General features: G+C 67.8%; 18 protein-coding genes. All 18 read right to left on the bottom strand.

What is annotated here, in order from left to right:
- Positions 1-10: 10 nt before the first annotated feature.
- The 18 genes from KZ813_RS01275 to ndhC all read right to left on the bottom strand — a co-directional run bounded on the left by KZ813_RS01275 (position 11) and on the right by ndhC (position 16310).
- Positions 11-724 carry a biotin--[acetyl-CoA-carboxylase] ligase gene (locus tag KZ813_RS01275; RefSeq protein WP_219753393.1) on the bottom strand — a complete coding sequence of 238 codons (714 nt, stop codon included), beginning with the start codon at positions 722-724 and terminating at the stop codon, positions 11-13.
- Positions 721-2181 (bottom strand): NADH-quinone oxidoreductase subunit NuoN, encoded by a 1461-nt coding sequence (gene nuoN, locus KZ813_RS01270; protein WP_219753162.1) that lies wholly within the window; start codon positions 2179-2181, stop codon positions 721-723. The genes KZ813_RS01275 and nuoN overlap by 4 nt, the downstream gene beginning before the upstream one ends.
- Entirely contained in the window at positions 2181-3719 is a 1539-nt protein-coding gene (locus KZ813_RS01265) for an NADH-quinone oxidoreductase subunit M (RefSeq protein ID WP_308461755.1), read from the bottom strand. Before KZ813_RS01265 ends, nuoN begins: the two co-directional genes overlap by 1 nt.
- Before the next feature lie 13 nt (positions 3720-3732).
- Positions 3733-5889 (bottom strand): NADH-quinone oxidoreductase subunit L, encoded by a 2157-nt coding sequence (gene nuoL, locus KZ813_RS01260; RefSeq protein ID WP_219753160.1) that lies wholly within the window; start codon positions 5887-5889, stop codon positions 3733-3735.
- 7 nt (positions 5890-5896) lie between these two features.
- The gene (nuoK, locus tag KZ813_RS01255) at positions 5897-6211 is read right to left on the bottom strand and encodes an NADH-quinone oxidoreductase subunit NuoK (RefSeq protein WP_219753392.1); all 315 of its coding nucleotides are present in this window, start codon (positions 6209-6211) and stop codon (positions 5897-5899) included.
- Positions 6212-6219: 8 nt separating this feature from the next.
- Positions 6220-6831: an NADH-quinone oxidoreductase subunit J gene (locus tag KZ813_RS01250; RefSeq protein WP_219753159.1), complete on the bottom strand. Its 612-nt coding sequence runs from the start codon at positions 6829-6831 to the stop codon at positions 6220-6222.
- Between the two features lie 111 nt (positions 6832-6942).
- Positions 6943-7428: an NADH-quinone oxidoreductase subunit NuoI gene (gene nuoI, locus KZ813_RS01245; protein WP_219753158.1), complete on the bottom strand. Its 486-nt coding sequence runs from the start codon at positions 7426-7428 to the stop codon at positions 6943-6945.
- 1 nt (position 7429) lies between these two features.
- A complete protein-coding gene (nuoH, locus tag KZ813_RS01240) occupies positions 7430-8476 on the bottom strand; it encodes an NADH-quinone oxidoreductase subunit NuoH (protein WP_219753157.1) in 1047 nt (348 codons plus the stop codon).
- 103 nt (positions 8477-8579) lie between these two features.
- Positions 8580-10574: an NADH-quinone oxidoreductase subunit NuoG gene (gene nuoG / locus KZ813_RS01235; RefSeq protein WP_219753156.1), complete on the bottom strand. Its 1995-nt coding sequence runs from the start codon at positions 10572-10574 to the stop codon at positions 8580-8582.
- Entirely contained in the window at positions 10574-10804 is a 231-nt protein-coding gene (locus KZ813_RS01230; RefSeq protein WP_183931504.1) for a hypothetical protein, read from the bottom strand. Before KZ813_RS01230 ends, nuoG begins: the two co-directional genes overlap by 1 nt.
- Positions 10801-12108, bottom strand: coding sequence for an NADH-quinone oxidoreductase subunit NuoF (gene nuoF, locus KZ813_RS01225; RefSeq protein WP_219753155.1), 1308 nt, complete (start codon positions 12106-12108; stop codon positions 10801-10803). The genes KZ813_RS01230 and nuoF overlap by 4 nt, the downstream gene beginning before the upstream one ends.
- Entirely contained in the window at positions 12108-12341 is a 234-nt protein-coding gene (locus tag KZ813_RS01220) for a hypothetical protein (RefSeq protein WP_132910437.1), read from the bottom strand. Before KZ813_RS01220 ends, nuoF begins: the two co-directional genes overlap by 1 nt.
- Positions 12341-13012: a complex I 24 kDa subunit family protein gene (locus tag KZ813_RS01215; RefSeq protein ID WP_219753154.1), complete on the bottom strand. Its 672-nt coding sequence runs from the start codon at positions 13010-13012 to the stop codon at positions 12341-12343. The genes KZ813_RS01220 and KZ813_RS01215 overlap by 1 nt, the downstream gene beginning before the upstream one ends.
- Positions 13012-13242 carry a hypothetical protein gene (locus KZ813_RS01210; protein WP_219753153.1) on the bottom strand — a complete coding sequence of 77 codons (231 nt, stop codon included), beginning with the start codon at positions 13240-13242 and terminating at the stop codon, positions 13012-13014. The genes KZ813_RS01215 and KZ813_RS01210 overlap by 1 nt, the downstream gene beginning before the upstream one ends.
- Complete coding sequence (locus KZ813_RS01205) at positions 13239-14534, bottom strand: NADH-quinone oxidoreductase subunit D (protein ID WP_258046301.1); 1296 nt, start codon at positions 14532-14534, stop codon at positions 13239-13241. The genes KZ813_RS01210 and KZ813_RS01205 overlap by 4 nt, the downstream gene beginning before the upstream one ends.
- Complete coding sequence (locus KZ813_RS01200; RefSeq protein ID WP_219753152.1) at positions 14531-15379, bottom strand: NADH-quinone oxidoreductase subunit C; 849 nt, start codon at positions 15377-15379, stop codon at positions 14531-14533. The genes KZ813_RS01205 and KZ813_RS01200 overlap by 4 nt, the downstream gene beginning before the upstream one ends.
- On the bottom strand, positions 15376-15945 hold the full coding sequence (locus KZ813_RS01195) for a NuoB/complex I 20 kDa subunit family protein (RefSeq protein WP_444547595.1): 570 nt from the start codon (positions 15943-15945) through the stop codon (positions 15376-15378). Before KZ813_RS01195 ends, KZ813_RS01200 begins: the two co-directional genes overlap by 4 nt.
- On the bottom strand, positions 15936-16310 hold the full coding sequence (ndhC, locus tag KZ813_RS01190) for an NADH-quinone oxidoreductase subunit A (RefSeq protein ID WP_132910433.1): 375 nt from the start codon (positions 16308-16310) through the stop codon (positions 15936-15938). The genes KZ813_RS01195 and ndhC overlap by 10 nt, the downstream gene beginning before the upstream one ends.
- Between the last annotated feature and the right edge of the window lie 137 nt (positions 16311-16447).

Below are 16447 nucleotides of genomic sequence, written 5' to 3'. Positions count from 1 at the left end.
GCACCCTCTCTCACAGCAGGAATATGTCGCCCGCGTGCATGACACGCGCGGTGCCGTCCGCCAAGCGCAGGACGAGCGCGCCGCCGGGATCGAGCGTCTCGTAGCGCCCGTGCCACTCGCCGCCGTCGGGCAGGCGCGCGCGCAGCTCGGTGCCGGGCGGGTGCGCGCGCTCGCGCCAGCGCTGGGTGACGGGAGCGAGCCCCTGGCCGCGCCAGATCGCGAGCCAGCGCGCGAGCGCGGCGGCGAGATCGGCCTGGAGCGCGGGGGCGTCGATCGTCGCGCCCGCGGCGCGGAGGCTGGTGGTGGCGCGGTCGGCGAGCTCGGGATGGTGCGCGACGTTGACGCCGGAGCCGATCACGACCCAGTCGTCGACGCGCTCCAGCAGGATGCCCGACAGCTTAGCCCCGCCCAGCAGCAGGTCGTTGGGCCATTTGATTTGCAACGCACCCGCGTCGGGCAGGGCGGCGCGTACCGCCTCCTCCAGCGCGACCGCGGCGACCAGCGCGAGCGTCGGCGCGGGCGGGTCACCCGCGGCGAGGCGGACGAGCGTGCTGGCGTAGAGGTTGCCGACGGGCGAGTCCCACCCCCTGCCCTCGCGCCCGCGGCCGGCGGTCTGGCGATCGGCGCGGAGCCAGAGGCCGTGCTCGCCGTAGCCGTCGCGCGCGAAGGAGCGCAGGTCGGCGTTGGTCGAGCCGGTCTCGGGGACGTGGAGCGTGCGCGTCAGAACAGGCTCGCGGCCGCCGCCAGCGTCCAGGCCGACAGCGCCGGGATAGCGAGATAGCCGAGCGGCGACACGATCACCGCCGCCGCGGCGATCAGCCCGCCCTCGAGCCGGTCCCCCTCGCCGAACACGCCCGTGGGCTCGTCGAAGTACATCGTCTTGACCAGGCGCAGGTAGTAATAAGCGCCGATCACGCTGAACACGACGCCGACCACCGCCAGCGGGAACAGCCCCGCCTGCACCGCGGCGTAGAACACCGCGAACTTGGCGTAGAAACCGAACAGCGGCGGGATGCCAGCGAGCGAGAACATGAAGATCGCCAGCGCCGCCGCGAGGCCCGGCCGCGTGCGCGACAGGCCGGCGAGGCTCGCGATCGTCTCGATCGGCTGGCCGTCCGCGTCGCGCATCTGCAGCACGACGAGGAAGCTGCCGAGCGTCATCGCGATGTAGATCGTCATGTAGGTCAGCACCGCGGCGACGCCGTCGGGCGTACCCGCGGCGAGCCCGATCAGCGCGAACCCGACGTTGTTGATCGACGAGTAAGCGAGCAGCCGCTTGATGTTCTGCTGGCCGATCGCGGCGACCGCGCCGAGCAGGATCGAGGCGAGCGCGGCGAAGATCACGATCTGGCGCCACTGCCCCTCGGCCGGGCCCATCGCCTCGACCGCGACGCGCACGCCCAGCCCGATCGCCGCCACCTTGGGCGCCGAGGCGAAGAAGGCGGTCACCGGTGTCGGCGCGCCCTCGTACACGTCGGGGGTCCACATGTGGAATGGCACCGCCGAGATCTTGAAGGCGATGCCCGCGAACACGAACACCAGCCCGAACAGCAGCCCGGTCGACTTGGCGTCGCCGGTCAGCGGCGCGGCCGCATAGGCGCCCGCGATCTCGTCGAACAGGGTCGAGCCGGTGAAGCCGTACATCAGGCTGATGCCGTAGAGCAGGATGCCGCTCGCCAGCGCGCCGAGCACGAAATACTTCAGCCCCGCCTCGGCCGAGCGCTGGTCCTGCCGCATGAAGCTCGCCAGCACATAAGCGGCGAGGCTCTGCAGCTCGAGCCCGACGTAGAGCGTCAGCAGGTCGGCGGCGGAGACCATCATCCCCATGCCCGCCGCAGAGAGCAGGATCAGCACCGGATATTCCGGGCGCAGGTCGTCGCCGGCGGTGCGGCGGAAGAAGTCGGGCGCCATCACGATCGCCACCGCGGCGGCGATATAGATCAGCACCTTGGAGAAAGCGGCGAAGCTGTCGGCGCGGTACAGGCCGTAGAAGGCCTGACCGCCCGACGAGGCCGGGCCGACCAGCGCGACGCAGGCGCCGGCGAGCACCGCCACCGCGGTCCAGGACACCGCCTTGGTCGAGGCCGGTCCGCCCCAGGCGGCCACCAGCATGAGCGCGATCGCGCCCAACCCGAGCACCACCTCGGGCAGCGTCATCGCGAGATTAGCGGCATAGTCCATCAGTGCGCGCTCCCTTGCGCGTGAGTTTCGGCGTGCGCGGCGGGCACGACGCCGGTGCCTTTCGTGGGTAGCGAGTCACCCGCCGGCCGCGCGCGATCGATCCGCGCGAGCAGCACCTGCGTATCCTTGCGCATCGGCGCGAGGAAGCTCTCCGGATAGACGCCCATCCACAGCACCGCGGCGGCGATCGGCGCGAGCAGCCAGAGTTCGCGCGGGCTGAGATCGGACATGGCCGCGACCTCCTCCGACTTGATCTCGCCGAACACGACGCGGCGGTACAGGTACAGCATGTACGCCGCGCCCAGGATGATCCCGGTGGTGCACAGCAGAGCGACCGTGGTGGAGACCTGGTAGGTGCCCATCAGGCTCAGGATCTCGCCGACGAAGTTGCTCGTCCCCGGCAGGCCGATGGAGGCCATGGTGAACAGCAGGAACAGCAGCGCGTAGCGCGGCATGTTGATCGCCAGCCCGCCGTAGCGGCTGATCTCGCGCGTGTGGAGCCGGTCGTAGATCACGCCGACGCACAGGAACAAGGCGCCCGACACCAGGCCGTGGCCCAGCATCACCATCATCGCGCCCTCGATCCCCTGCGCGTTGAACGCGAACAGCCCGATCGTCACGATCGCCATGTGCGCGACCGAGGAATAAGCGATCAGCTTCTTCATGTCCGACTGCACCAGCGCGACGAGGCTGGTGTAGATCACCGCCACCGCGCTCAGCCCGAACACCAGCCACACCAGCTGCGCCGAGGCCTCGGGGAACATCGGCAGGCTGAAGCGCAGGAAGCCGTAGCCGCCGAGCTTGAGCAGCACGCCCGCCAGGATCACCGAGCCCGCGGTCGGCGCCTGGACGTGCGCGTCGGGCAGCCAGGTGTGGACCGGCCACATCGGCATCTTCACCGCGAACGAGGCGAAGAAGGCGAGCCACAGCCAGGTCTGCACCTGCGGCGGGAAGTCGTAGTTCATCAGCGCCGGGATGCTCGTGGTCGCCGCGGTGATGCTCATGTAGAGCATCGCGATGAACATCAGCAGCGAGCCGAGCAGCGTGTACAGGAAGAACTTGTACGAGGCGTAGATCCGGTTCGCGCCGCCCCAGATGCCGATGATCAGGAACATCGGGATCAGGCCGGCCTCGAAGAAGATGTAGAAGAGGAACAGGTCCTGCGCCGCGAAGGTGCCGATCATCAGCACCTCGGTGAACAGGAACGCGCTCATATATTCCGGCACGCGCTTCTCGATCGCCTGCCAGCTCGCGCCGATGCAGATCGGCATCAGGAACACCGACAGCACGATCAGCAGCAGCGCGTAGCCGTCGATGCCGAGCGCCCAGCCGAAACGCCCGAACAGCGGCGCATACTCGACGAACTGCCACTGCGCGCCGCCGATATCGTACGACAGCCACAGCAATACGCCGAGCGCGAGGTTGACGAGCGTCGCCGCCAGCGCGGTCCAGCGCGCCGTCGAGGGCGAGAGGAAGAGGCACGCGACCGCCGCGGCGGCCGGGATCGCGAGCATCAGCGAGAGGATCGGGAACGACACGTGATGGAGCCCCTCAGCCCGCGATCGCCCAGGTGACCGCGGCGGTGAGCCCGATCAGCATGACGAACGCGTAGGTATAGACATAGCCGGTCTGCAGGCGGCCCGCGACGCGACTGCCGACCTGGACCACCCAGGCCGAGCCGTTCGGCCCGAACCGGTCGATCGTCCCCTCGTCGCCGCGGTGCCACAGCAGCCGACCGATCGCGAAGGCGGGCCGGACGAACAGGAAATGGTACAGCTCGTCGAAATACCATTTCCGCAGCAGGAACTGGTAGAGCGGCTGGAAGGTGTCGGCGAACTTCGCCGGCGCCTCGGGCGAGCGGATGTAGGTCAGGTACGCGATCAGCAGCCCCGTCAGCATCACGATCGTCGCCGCCAGCTGCACCAGCAGCGGCACCTGGTGCATCTCGTGCATGAGATGCTCGTTGAAGTAGAGCGCACCCTTCCAGAAGCCGCCCGCGCTCTCCGGGTCGATGAACCAATGGTGGAAGACGAAGCCCGAGGCGACCGCGCCGATCGACAGCACGATCAGCGGGATCAGCATCGCCACCGGGCTCTCGTGCGGGTGATAGCCGCCGGTGCCCCTGGGAATCTCGTTGAACCCGCGCGACTCCGTCGCCGGCGCGTGGCCCGAATCCTCGCCCGCGGGATCGGGATGGTGCGCGTCGTCATGGCCGTGCGCGTGCGCGCTGCCGTGCTCGGCCGCATGCACCTCGTGCCCGTGCGCGTCATGCGCGTGGTCGTGGTGCGCGTCATGCGCGTGGCCGTGCGCGTCGTGGAGCGCGTGCTGGATATGCTCGGACGCGGCCCAGCGCGGCTCCCCCCAGAAGGTGAGGAACATCAGGCGCCACGAGTAGAAGCTCGTCAGCAGCGCGGCGAACACGCCCACCATCGACGCCACCGGCGAGCCGGCCGCCCAGGCCACCTCGATGATCGCGTCCTTGGAGTGATAGCCCGCGAAGCCACCGATGCCGTAGATCCCCACGCCGGTGATCGCCAGCGTGCCCAGCAGCATGCCCCAGAAGGTGATCGGGATCGCCTTCCGTAGCCCGCCGTAATAGCGCATGTCCTGCTCATGGTGCATCGCGTGGATCACCGAGCCCGCGCCGAGGAACAGCAGCGCCTTGAAGAAGGCGTGCGTGAACAGGTGGAACATCGCCGCGCCATAGGCGCCGACGCCCGCGGCGAAGAACATGTAGCCGAGCTGCGAGCAGGTCGAATAAGCGATCACGCGCTTGATGTCGGTCTGCGTCGTGCCGACGGTCGCGGCGAACAGGCAGGTCGCGGCGCCGATGAAGGTCACGAAGCCCATCGCGGTGGGCGAGGTCTGGAACATCGGCGAGAGGCGGCACACCATGAACACGCCCGCGGTCACCATGGTGGCGGCGTGGATCAGCGCCGACACCGGCGTCGGGCCCTCCATCGCGTCGGGCAGCCAGGTGTGCAGCCCCAGCTGCGCCGACTTGCCCATCGCGCCGACGAACAGCAGCAGGCACAGCACCGTCATCGTGTCGGCGCGGAACCACAGGAAGCCGATCGTCGAGCCCGCCATCGACGGCGCCGCGGCGAGGATCGCGGGGATCGAGACGGTGTTGAAGACCAGATAGGTGCCGAAGATGCCGAGCATGAAGCCGAGGTCGCCGACGCGGTTGACCACGAACGCCTTGATCGCCGCGGCGTTGGCGCTGGGCTTGCGGAACCAGAAGCCGATCAGCAGGTAGCTCGCGAGGCCGACGCCTTCCCAGCCGAAGAACATCTGGATGAGATTGTCCGCGGTCACCAGCATCAGCATCGCGAAGGTGAACAGCGACAGATACGCGAAGAAGCGCGGCTGGTCCGGGTCCTCCGCCATATAGCCCCAGCTATACAGGTGGACCAGCGCCGAGACGCTGGTGATCACCACGAGCATCACCGCGGTCAGCGCGTCGACGCGCAGCGCCCAGGACACGTCGAAACTGCCCGAGTGGATGAAGTGCAGCACCGGCGTCACCGTCGCGCTGTTCGCGCCGGTGAGGAAGCCGATGAAGATCGGCCACGATAGCGCGCTCGCGAGGAACAGCCCCCCGGTGGTGATCGCCTTGGGCAGCGTCGCGCCGAACGACTTGTTGGCGAAGCCGGCGACGATCGCCGCGATCAGCGGCACGAAGACGATGAAGAGGATCGACGTCACGGGCGGATTACCCCTTCATCCGGCTGGGATCGTCGACCGAGATCGAGCCGCGGCCGCGGAAGAAGATCACGAGGATGGCGAGCCCGATCGCGGCCTCGCCGGCCGCGACGGTCAGCACGAACATCGCGAACACCTGGCCGACCAGGTCGTTGAGCGCCGCCGAGAAAGCGACGAGGTTGATGTTCACCGCCAGCAGGATCAGCTCGATCGCCATCAGGATGACGATGATGTTCTTGCGGTTCAGGAAGATGCCTAGCACCCCCATGGTGAACAGCAGCGCCGCCACCACGAGATAATGGACCAGGCCTACCCCGCCCGTCATGGCTCCGCTCACAATTGCACTCCCTGGCCGATCTCGGGCCGCATGTTGCGCGTCGCGTCCTGCGGCCGGCGCGCGTTCTGCCGCGCGATATTCTGGTAGCGCGAGCCCGAGCGCTCGCGATGGGTCAGCACGATCGCGCCGATCATCGCGACCAGCAGCACCAGCCCCGCCCCCTCGAAGATGAAGAGATAGCGCGAGTAGAGCAGCTCGCCGATCTGGACGATGTTCGACTTGGCCGCGACGGTGGGCGCCGCACGCCGCGCCAGATCGATCCCGCCCGCGCTCCACGCGCCGACGCCGATCAGGATCTCCGCCACCAGCGCCACCGCCAGCACCAGCCCGATGCCGAAGTAGCGCACGAAGCCGGCACGCAGCTCGGTGAAGTCGATGTCGAGCATCATCACGACGAACAGGAACAGCACCGCGACCGCGCCGACGTAGACGATCACCAGCAGCATCGCGATGAACTCGGCGCCGACCAGCACCATCAGCCCCGCGGCGTTGAAGAAGGCGAGGATCAGCCACAGCACCGAATGGACCGGGTTGCGCGACGAGATCGTCATCGCGCCCGACACCAGCACGACGATCGCGAAGAGATAGAAGGCGATGGCCTGGATCATCTCACGCTATCCCCACGTCGGCGCCGCGGCGGCGCGCGGTCGAGAGAACCGCGGCCGTGGCCGCGGTGGTGTCCGTCAGAATCATGTCGACCCCTGAATTCACGCGAGCGCCTACCGGTACGGCGCGTCGGCGGCAAGGTTGGCCGCGATCGCGCGCTCCCAGCGATCGCCGTTGTCGAGCAGCTTGGCCTTGTCGTAGATCAGCTCCTCGCGCGTCTCGGTGGCGAACTCGAAGTTCGGCCCCTCGACGATCGCGTCGACCGGGCACGCCTCGGCGCACAGCCCGCAATAGATGCACTTGGTCATGTCGATGTCGTAGCGCGTCGTGCGGCGGCTGCCGTCGTCGCGCGGCTCGGCCTCGATCGTGATCGCCTGCGCGGGGCACACCGCCTCGCACAATTTGCACGCGATGCAGCGCTCCTCGCCGTTGGGATAGCGGCGCAGCGCGTGCTCGCCGCGGAAGCGCGGGCTGATCGGGTTCTTCTCGAACGGATAGTTGATCGTCGCCTTGGGCTTGAAGAAATAGCGCAAGGTGAGCGCGTGCGCCTTCACGAACTCGTAGAGCGTGAACGCCTTGATCGTCTGCGCGATACCCATCTCAAACTCCCACGCGCATGAACATCAGCACGCCCGACACCAGGAACACCCAGAACAGCGACAGCGGCAGGAACACCTTCCATCCCAGCCGCATCAGCTGGTCGTAGCGGTAGCGCGGCACCGTCGCCTTGATCCACGAGAAGACGAAGAAGAAGAACAGGATCTTGGCGAAAAGCCAGATGATCCCCGGCACCATGTACAGCGGCGCCCAGTCGAACGGCGGCAGGTAACCGCCCCAGAATAGCGTCGCGTTGAGGGTGCACATCAGCAGCACGTTGGCGTACTCGCCGAGCCAGTAGAGCGCGAACGCCATCGAGCTATACTCGGTCTGGTAGCCCGCGACGAGCTCGCTCTCCGCCTCGGTGAGGTCGAACGGCGCGCGCTGCGTCTCCGCCAGCGACGAGATCAGGAACACGACGCTCATCGGGAACAGCAGAGGGTTGAACCCGAAGCCGTTGATGAAGCCGTACAGCCCCCTCTGCGCCTCGACGATCGTGGTCAGGTTGAACGACCCCGCCCACATCACCACCGAGATCAGCACGAAGCCGATCGCCACCTCGTAGCTCACCATCTGCGCGGCGGCGCGGATCGCCGAGAAGAACGGGTATTTCGAGTTGGACGACCAGCCCGCGAGGATGATGCCGTACACGCCCAGCGACGAGGCCGCGAGCACGTAGAGCAGGCCGACGTTGATGTCGGCGAGCACCACGCTGGGCTGGAACGGCACCACCGCCCAGACGATCAGCGCGACCGTGAAGGTGATGATCGGCGCCATCAGGAACAGCCCGCGATTCGCCGCCGAGGGGACGATCGTCTCCTGCAGGAACACCTTGAGGCCGTCCGCGAACGACTGGAGCAGCCCGAACGGGCCGACCACGTTGGGGCCGCGGCGCAGCGCCATCGCCGCCCAGATCTTGCGGTCGGCGTAGATGATCATCGCCACCGACAGCATCAGCGGCAGCGCGATCGCGAGGATGCCGACGATCGTCGCCAGGAACCAGGCCCAGCCGTACGGCAGGCCCACCGTCGAGTTGAAGAATGCGGTCATGTCTACTTCACCGTCACCCCGGCGCAGGCCGGGGTCCAGTTACGCGAGGGATGGAGCTGGATCCCGGCCTGCGCCGGGATGACGGCCATGCGTGAGGACTGGGTCACTCCGCCGCCTCCGCGAAACTCTCACCATGGACCAGCTCGGCCGAGCAGCGCTGCATCGTCGGCGACGCTCGGCAGATCGCGTTGGTGAGGTAGAAGTCCTTGATCGGATAGCCGTCGAGCACGCCCTCGGCGGTGCCGCCGAGCGCCGGCGGGTTCCACGCGAAGGTCTTGAGCCCCAGCGTCGCCAGCTCGGGGCAGTCGAGCGCCATCGCCGCGCGCAGCTCGTCGATCGTGTCGAACGCCAGCGTGCGGCCCATCTTCTCGCTGAGCGCGCGGAAGATCGTCCAGTCCTCGCGCGCGTCGCCCGGCGGGAACACCGCGCGCTCGCCGCGCTGCACGCGCCCCTCGAGGTTGACGTAGGTGCCCGCCTTCTCGGCGTAGCTCGCCGCCGGCAGGATCACGTCGGCGTGGTGCGCGCCGCGGTCGCCGTGGTGGCCGACATACACCTTGAAGCCGGTGAAGCGCGCGTGATCGCACTCGTCGGCGCCGAGGAAGAAGCTGAGCTTGGCGTCGTACAACGCTGAGATACCGGCCTTCTGCGCGTAGCCAAGCATCAGCCCGCCCATCCGGCTCGCGGCCATGTGGACGACGTTGAAGCCGTTCCAGCCATCCTTCACGAGCCCGAGCGTCTCGACCAGTCCGAGCGCCGCGCCGTGCGCGCCCTTGAGCGCCGCGCCGCCGACGATCACCATCGGCTTGGCCGCCTGGCCGAACGCCTCGGTGACGCGCTCCGGCAGGCTGCCGAGCACCGCCAGGTCCGCGCCGAGCCACTCGACCTTGTAGGTCAGCTCGGTCTCGGGGCCGATCGCGAAGACCTTGGCACCCTTCTTGATCGCCTTGCGGATGCGCGTGTTCACCAGCGGCGCTTCCCAGCGCAGGTTGGTGCCCACCAGCAGGATAGCGTCCGCCTCCTCGGTGCCCGCGATCGTGGTGTTGAAGTTCACCGCGGCGAGGCTGGACGCGTCATAGTCCATGCCGGTCTGCCGCCCCTCGAGCAGCGACGAGCCGAGCTCCCCGAGCAGCGCCTTGGCGGCGAACATCGTCTCGCAGTCGACCAGGTCGCCCGCGACCGCCGCGACCGAGCCGCCATGGTCCACCGACGCGATCGCCGCGAACGCCTCGTCCCACGTCACCGCGTGGAGCTTGCCGTCGCGCCGCACATAGGGGCGGTCGAGCCGCTTGCGTACGAGCCCGTCGACGGCGTGGCGGGTCTTGTCGGTCGCCCACTCCTCGTTGACCTCGTCGTTGACGCGCGGGACGCAGCGCAGCACCTGGCGGCCGCGGCTGTCGAGCCGGATGTTGGTGCCGACCGCGTCCATCACGTCGATCGTCAGCGTCTTGCGCAGCTCCCACGGGCGCGCCTCGAAGGCATAGGGCTTGCTGGTCAGCGCGCCGACCGGGCACAGGTCGACCACGTTGCCCGACAGCTCGCTCGACACCGCCTCCTCCAGATAGGAGGTGATCTGCATGTTCTCGCCGCGGTAGATCGCGCCGATCTCCTCGACCCCGGCGACCTCCTCGGCGAAGCGCACGCAGCGGGTGCACTGGATGCAGCGGGTCATGATCGTCTTGACGATCGGCCCCATGTACTTCTCGGTCACCGCGCGCTTGTTCTCGGCGTAGCGCGAGTGGCCGCGGCCGTAGGCGACCGACTGGTCCTGCAGATCGCACTCGCCGCCCTGATCGCAGATCGGGCAGTCGAGCGGGTGGTTGATCAGCAGGAACTCCATGATGCCCTCGCGGGCGTGCTTCACCATCGGCGTGGTGGTGAAGATCTCCTGGTTCTCCGCCGCGGGCAGCGCGCACGAGGCCTGCGGCTTCGGCGGCCCGGGCTTCACCTCGACCAGGCACATCCGGCAGTTGCCCGCGATCGACAGCCGCTCGTGGTAGCAGAAGCGCGGGATCTCCTTGCCGGCGAGCTCGCACGCCTGCAGCACGGTGGCGCCCTGCGGCACCTCGATCTCGACTCCGTCGACTTTAACCTTTGGCATTACTCAGTCTCTTCCGTCAGATCGAGACGACGCTCGATGCGATCGAGCCGATGGTTGATCCCGGTGATCTCGGCGTTGGTGCTGAACTGCGACGTCACGATCCCGCGCACGAAATCCTCGAGCGCCGAGAAACGCATGCCCTGCGCGGAAATGTCGCGCTTGAGCGAGGCGATGTCGCCCTGCATGCGGCGCAGGATCTCGAGGATCAGGTTGCCCTGCTCCAGCGTCACTCGGCCGCCTCCTGCATCGGCGCCAGATCGCCCGCGCCGCCCCGCTCGTTGATCCGGCGCTCCAGCTCGGGGCGGAAGTGGCGGATCAGCCCCTGGATCGGCCAGGCCGCGGCGTCGCCGAGCGCGCAGATCGAGTGACCTTCGACCTGCTTGGTGACCTGCTGGAGCATGTCGATCTCGGAGATGTCGGCGTCGCCGGTGCGCAGCCGCTCCATCACGCGCCACATCCAGCCGGTGCCCTCACGGCACGGCGTGCACTGGCCGCAGCTCTCGTGCTTGTAGAAGTAGGACAGGCGGCTGATCGCGCGGACGACGTCGGTCGACTTGTCCATCACGATCACCGCCGCGGTGCCGAGCCCCGAGCCGACCGCCTTGAGGCCGTCGAAGTCCATCGGCGCGTCCATGATGTCCTTGGCGGGCACCAACGGCACCGACGAGCCGCCCGGGATCACCGCGAGCAGGTTGTCCCAGCCGCCGCGGATACCGCCGCAATGCTTCTCGATCAGCTCGCGGAAGGGGATGCTCATCGCCTCCTCGACCACGCACGGCGTGTTCACGTGACCCGAGATCTGGAAGAGCTTGGTACCGCGGTTGTTCTCCGCGCCGAACCCGGCGAACCACTCGGCGCCGCGACGCAGGATGGTCGGCGCCACCGCGATCGACTCGACGTTGTTCACCGTCGTCGGGCAGCCGTACAGGCCGGCACCCGCCGGGAACGGCGGCTTGAGCCGCGGCTGGCCCTTCTTGCCCTCGAGGCTCTCGAGCATCGCGGTCTCTTCGCCGCAGATATAGGCGCCGGCGCCGCGGTGGACGAAGACGTCGAAGTCATAGCCCGAGCCGCAGGCGTTCTTGCCCACCAGCCCTTTGTCATAGGCCTCGGCGACCGCGGCGAAGAGCGTCTCGGCCTCGCGGATATACTCGCCGCGGATGTAGATGTACGCCGCGCGCGCGCGCATCGCGAAGCCCGCGACCAGCGCGCCCTCGATCAGCTTGTGCGGATCGTGGCGGATGATCTCGCGGTCCTTGCACGAGCCCGGCTCGGACTCGTCGGCGTTGATCACGAGGAAGTTGGGCCGGTCGGGCTTGGGCTCCTTGGGCATGAACGACCATTTGGTGCCGGTCGGGAATCCCGCCCCGCCGCGCCCGCGCAGCCCCGACGCCTTGATGACGTCGATGATCTTGTCCTGCCCGAGCTCGAGCAGCGCCTTGGTATTGTCCCAGTCGCCGCGCGCCATCGCGGCGTCGAGCCGCCACGACTGATAGCCGTAGACGTTGGTGAAGATGCGGTCCTTGTCGGCGAGCATCACGCGTTCCCATCCCGCAGGTCGATCCGGCGCTCGATCCGGTCGAGCCTGCCCTCGATCCGGTCCAGCCGATGCGTGATCCCGGCGTTGGAGACGGTGAGGCCCGAGAGATGGTCCTCCACCGACGCCATGCGCATCTTCAGGTCACCCAATTCCAGGCCGAACGAGTCCATTTTGCCGTTCAGCCGCTTCAGCAGCTCCAAGGTATGGCTGGCGATGTCGATCTCAGCCATCACGCCCACTCGCCACGATAATCGTGGTTCTCGGTCACCATCGCGGTCAGCGAGGTCGGGCCGCCCTTGGGCTCGACCGTGTGGCGGCCGGGCTCCTGCGTGCCGGGCTTGGGCGTCTGGCCATGGGCGAGCGCCTCGATGATCGCGACGGTGCGATCATAGTCGAGGTCCTCGTAATTGTCGTCGTTGATCTGGACCATCGGCGCCGAGGCGCAATTGCCCATACACTCCACCTCGGTGAGCGTGAACAGGCCGTCCGGCGTGGTCTTGCCCTTGATCAGCCCCTTGTTCTTGCACGCCGCGAGCACGTCGTCCGAGCCGCGCAGCAGGCACGGCGTGGTGCCGCACACCTGGACGTGGAAGCGGCCGACGGGGGCGAGATTGAACATCGTGTAGAAGGTCGCGACCTCGTACACGCGCATGTACGGCACGCCGATCTCGCGCGCGACGAACTCGATCACGGGCACGGGCAGCCAGCCCTGCGTCTGCGTCTCGGCGCCGACCTGGCGCTGCGCGAGGTCGAGCAGCGGGATCGACGCCGACTGCTCGCGCCCCTTGGGATAGCGCGCGAGGATCGCGTCGCGCTTGGCACGGCTGTCGTCGTTCCACTGGAACGCGCCCCAGCGCGCGCGGGTCTCGGCCTCGTCGGGGATGGTAGGTGCGTCGGCCATCAGCGGTGTTCCGTAAGGTCGAGGCGGTTCTCGATCCGCTCGACACGATCATTGAGACGATCGAGGCGACTGTTCACGCCCGACGTCGCGATAAGAGAGCTGCCGAGATGCTCCTCGACCATCGTCATCCGCACCTTCAGGTCACGAACGTCGAACTTCAGCTCCGACACATCGGTCTGCACCTTCTGCAGCACCGAGTAGATCAATTCGTTGGTGACCGCCGTCGTCACCGGTCGCACTCCCCGAAGACGATATCCATCGCGCCCAGGATCGCGGTGGTGTCCGCGAGCATGTGGCCGCGGCTCATGAAGTCCATCGCCTGGAGATGCGAGAAAGCGGTCGGGCGGATCTTGCAGCGGTACGGCTTGTTCGAGCCGTCGCTCACCAGATACACGCCGAACTCGCCCTTGGGGCTCTCGGTCGCGACATAGACCTCGCCCGCGGGGACGTGATAGCCCTCGGTGTACAGCTTGAAATGGTGGATCAGCGCCTCCATCGAGCGCTTCATCTCGGCGCGCTTGGGCGGCACCACCTTGCGGTCGGTCGAGGCGATCGGCCCCTCCGGCATCTCGGCGAGGCACTGCCTCATGATCCGCGCCGACTGGCGGACCTCCTCGACGCGCACCATGAAGCGGTCGTAGCAGTCGCCGCGCGTGCCCACCGGCACGTCGAAGTCCATGCGGTCGTACACGTCATAGGGCTGCGACTTGCGCAGGTCCCAGGGGATGCCCGCGGCGCGGATCATCGGCCCCGAGAAGCCCCAGCGGATCGCGTCGTCGCGGCTCACGGTCGCGATGTCGACGTTGCGCTGCTTGAAGATGCGATTGTCCGCCACCAGGCTGATCGCGTCCTCGAACAGCCGCGGCAGCCGCGTGTCGAGCCAGTCGGCGATGTCGGTCAGCAGCTTGAGCGGGACGTCCTGGTGGACGCCGCCGGGGCGGAAATAATTGTGGTGCATCCGCGCGCCGGTGGCGCGCTCGAGGAAGCCGTAGCAATCCTCGCGGATCTCGAACAGCCACAGGTTGGGCGTCATCGCGCCGACGTCCATGACGTGGCTGCCCAGGTTGAGCATGTGGTTCGAGATGCGCGTCAGCTCGGCGAAGAACACGCGCAGGTATTGCGCGCGCAGCGGCACCTCGAGATCGAGCAATTTCTCGATCGCGAGCACGAAGGTGTGCTCCATGCACGCCGGCGAGCAGTAATCGAGCCGGTCGAAATAGGGGATCGCCTGCGCGTAGGTCTTGTACTCGATCAGCTTCTCGGTGCCGCGGTGGAGCAGACCGACGTGCGGGTCGATCCGCTCGATGATCTCGCCGTCCAGCTCCATCACCAGCCGCAGCACCCCGTGCGCCGCGGGATGCTGCGGGCCGAAGTTGATCGTGTAGTTCTGGATCGCGACGTCGCCCTCGCTCGGGTGCGCGGCGTCAGTGACGTGGAGGATCTTCTCCAGCGCGGGATCGACCTCGCGGTCGACCGCCTGATCCCTATTCGGCTGGTGCTTGTCGACGAGCATGTCGGTCATTGGTTCTGCCCTCCGCCCTTCGACGGCACGACGTCGGGGTCGGCCGGCGCGGGCTTACCAGCGGATTCGGCGCGCCCCGCGCCGGTCTCGGCGGTGCTGGTCGCGTCCTTCTTGGCGTACGGCTCGCTCGAGGCGGGCGCCGCCTGCTTCGGCGTCTCGGTCGCGCCGGCCTTCTGGATCTCGGTCGCGGTGGCGGGCGTCTGCGCGCCCTTCGCCTCGGGCAGCTTCGCCTTCTCGTCGCCCGGGAGCACGTATTCGGCGCCCTCCCAGGGGCTCATGAAGTCGAAGGTGCGGAAGTCCTGCGCGAGCTTCACCGGCTCGTACACGACGCGCTTCTGCTCCTCGGAATAGCGCATCTCGACGAAGCCGCTCAGCGGGAAGTCCTTGCGGAAGGGGTGGCCGCGGAAGCCATAGTCGGTGAGGATACGGCGCAGGTCGCGGTTGCCCGCGAACAGCACGCCGAACATGTCGTACACCTCGCGCTCGAGCCAGCCCGCGACCGGCCACAGCTCGGTGACCGACGGCACCGGCGTGTCCTCGGTCGCGCCGACATGGACGTGGAGCCGGTGGTTGCGCGTCAGCGACAGCAGGCAGTAGACCACCTCGAACCGCTCGGCGCGATCGGGATAGTCGACGCCCGCGATCTCCATCAGCTGCTGATATTCGAGCCCCGGCGTGTCGCGCAGCGCGGTCAGCGCGGGCACCAGCGCCTCGCGCGTCACATGCAGCTGCACCTCGCCGGCGACCTCGACCGCGTCGAGCAGGCCGGCGCCGATCGCGCCGCGCGCGGTCTCGATCGTCGCGTCGTTGAGATTCGCCGCATAGGCGGGAGCGGGCGCCCTCACCGTTCGATGCTCCCGGCGCGGCGGATCTTCCGCTGCAGCTGCATCACGCCGTACAGCAGCGCCTCCGCGGTCGGCGGGCAGCCGGGCACGTAGATGTCGACCGGCACCACCCGGTCACAGCCGCGCACGACGCTGTAGCTATAGTGATAATAGCCGCCGCCGTTGGCGCACGAGCCCATCGAGATGACGTACTTGGGCTCCGACATCTGGTCGTAGACCTTGCGCAGCGCGGGCGCCATCTTGTTGCAGAGCGTGCCGGCGACGATCATCACGTCCGACTGGCGAGGCGAGGCGCGCGGGGCGGCGCCGAACCGCTCCATGTCGTAGCGCGGCATGTTGACGTGGATCATCTCCACCGCGCAACACGCCAGCCCGAAGGTCATCCACCAGAGCGAGCCGGTGCGCGCCCATTGGAACAGTTCCTCGGTCGAGGTGACCAGGAAGCCCTTGTCGTTGAGCTCGCCGTTGAGGCCGTCGAAGAAGCCCTGGTCGGGCGTGACGATGCCGCCCGCGGGCTCCGGGTTGTTGACGAGCCCGATCGGCCCGGAGTGCGCCTCTACTCCCACTCCAGCGCTCCCTTCTTCCATGCGTATACCAGGCCGAGCGCGAGTTCGGCGATGAAGATCATCATCGAGATCCATGCGGTCCATCCGAGCGAGAAAACGCTTACCGCCCAAGGATATAGGAACGCCGCCTCGAGATCGAAGATGATGAACAGGATGGCAACGAGATAAAAACGAACGTCGAACTGCGAGCGGCTGTCCTCGAACGCGGGGAAGCCGCACTCATATTCGGCCAGCTTCTCGGGCGTCGGCTTGGCCGCGCCGGTCAGCTTGGCGACCGCCATCGGCAGGAAGACGAACGCGCTCGACAGCAGGAGCGCCACCCCCAGGAACAGGAGGATCGGCAGATATTGCGACAGATCGACCACTATGTCTCTCTCGCCTCTCTCGCAGGTGCGAATGGAACGCGGACGCTCTAGACCCCTGCCCGATAGGGGGCAAGGCCGCGGGCGCTGAGAATGAATCGCAGGTGAACTGGCCGCGCGCCGGTGCATGGCGCGCCCGC

Origin of the sequence: Sphingomonas folli (genome assembly GCF_019429525.1) — a bacterium.
GTDB lineage: Bacteria > Pseudomonadota > Alphaproteobacteria > Sphingomonadales > Sphingomonadaceae > Sphingomonas > Sphingomonas folii.
The sequence above is the reverse complement of the archived record's forward strand: the minus strand, read 5'-3'. Positions and strand labels throughout refer to the sequence as shown.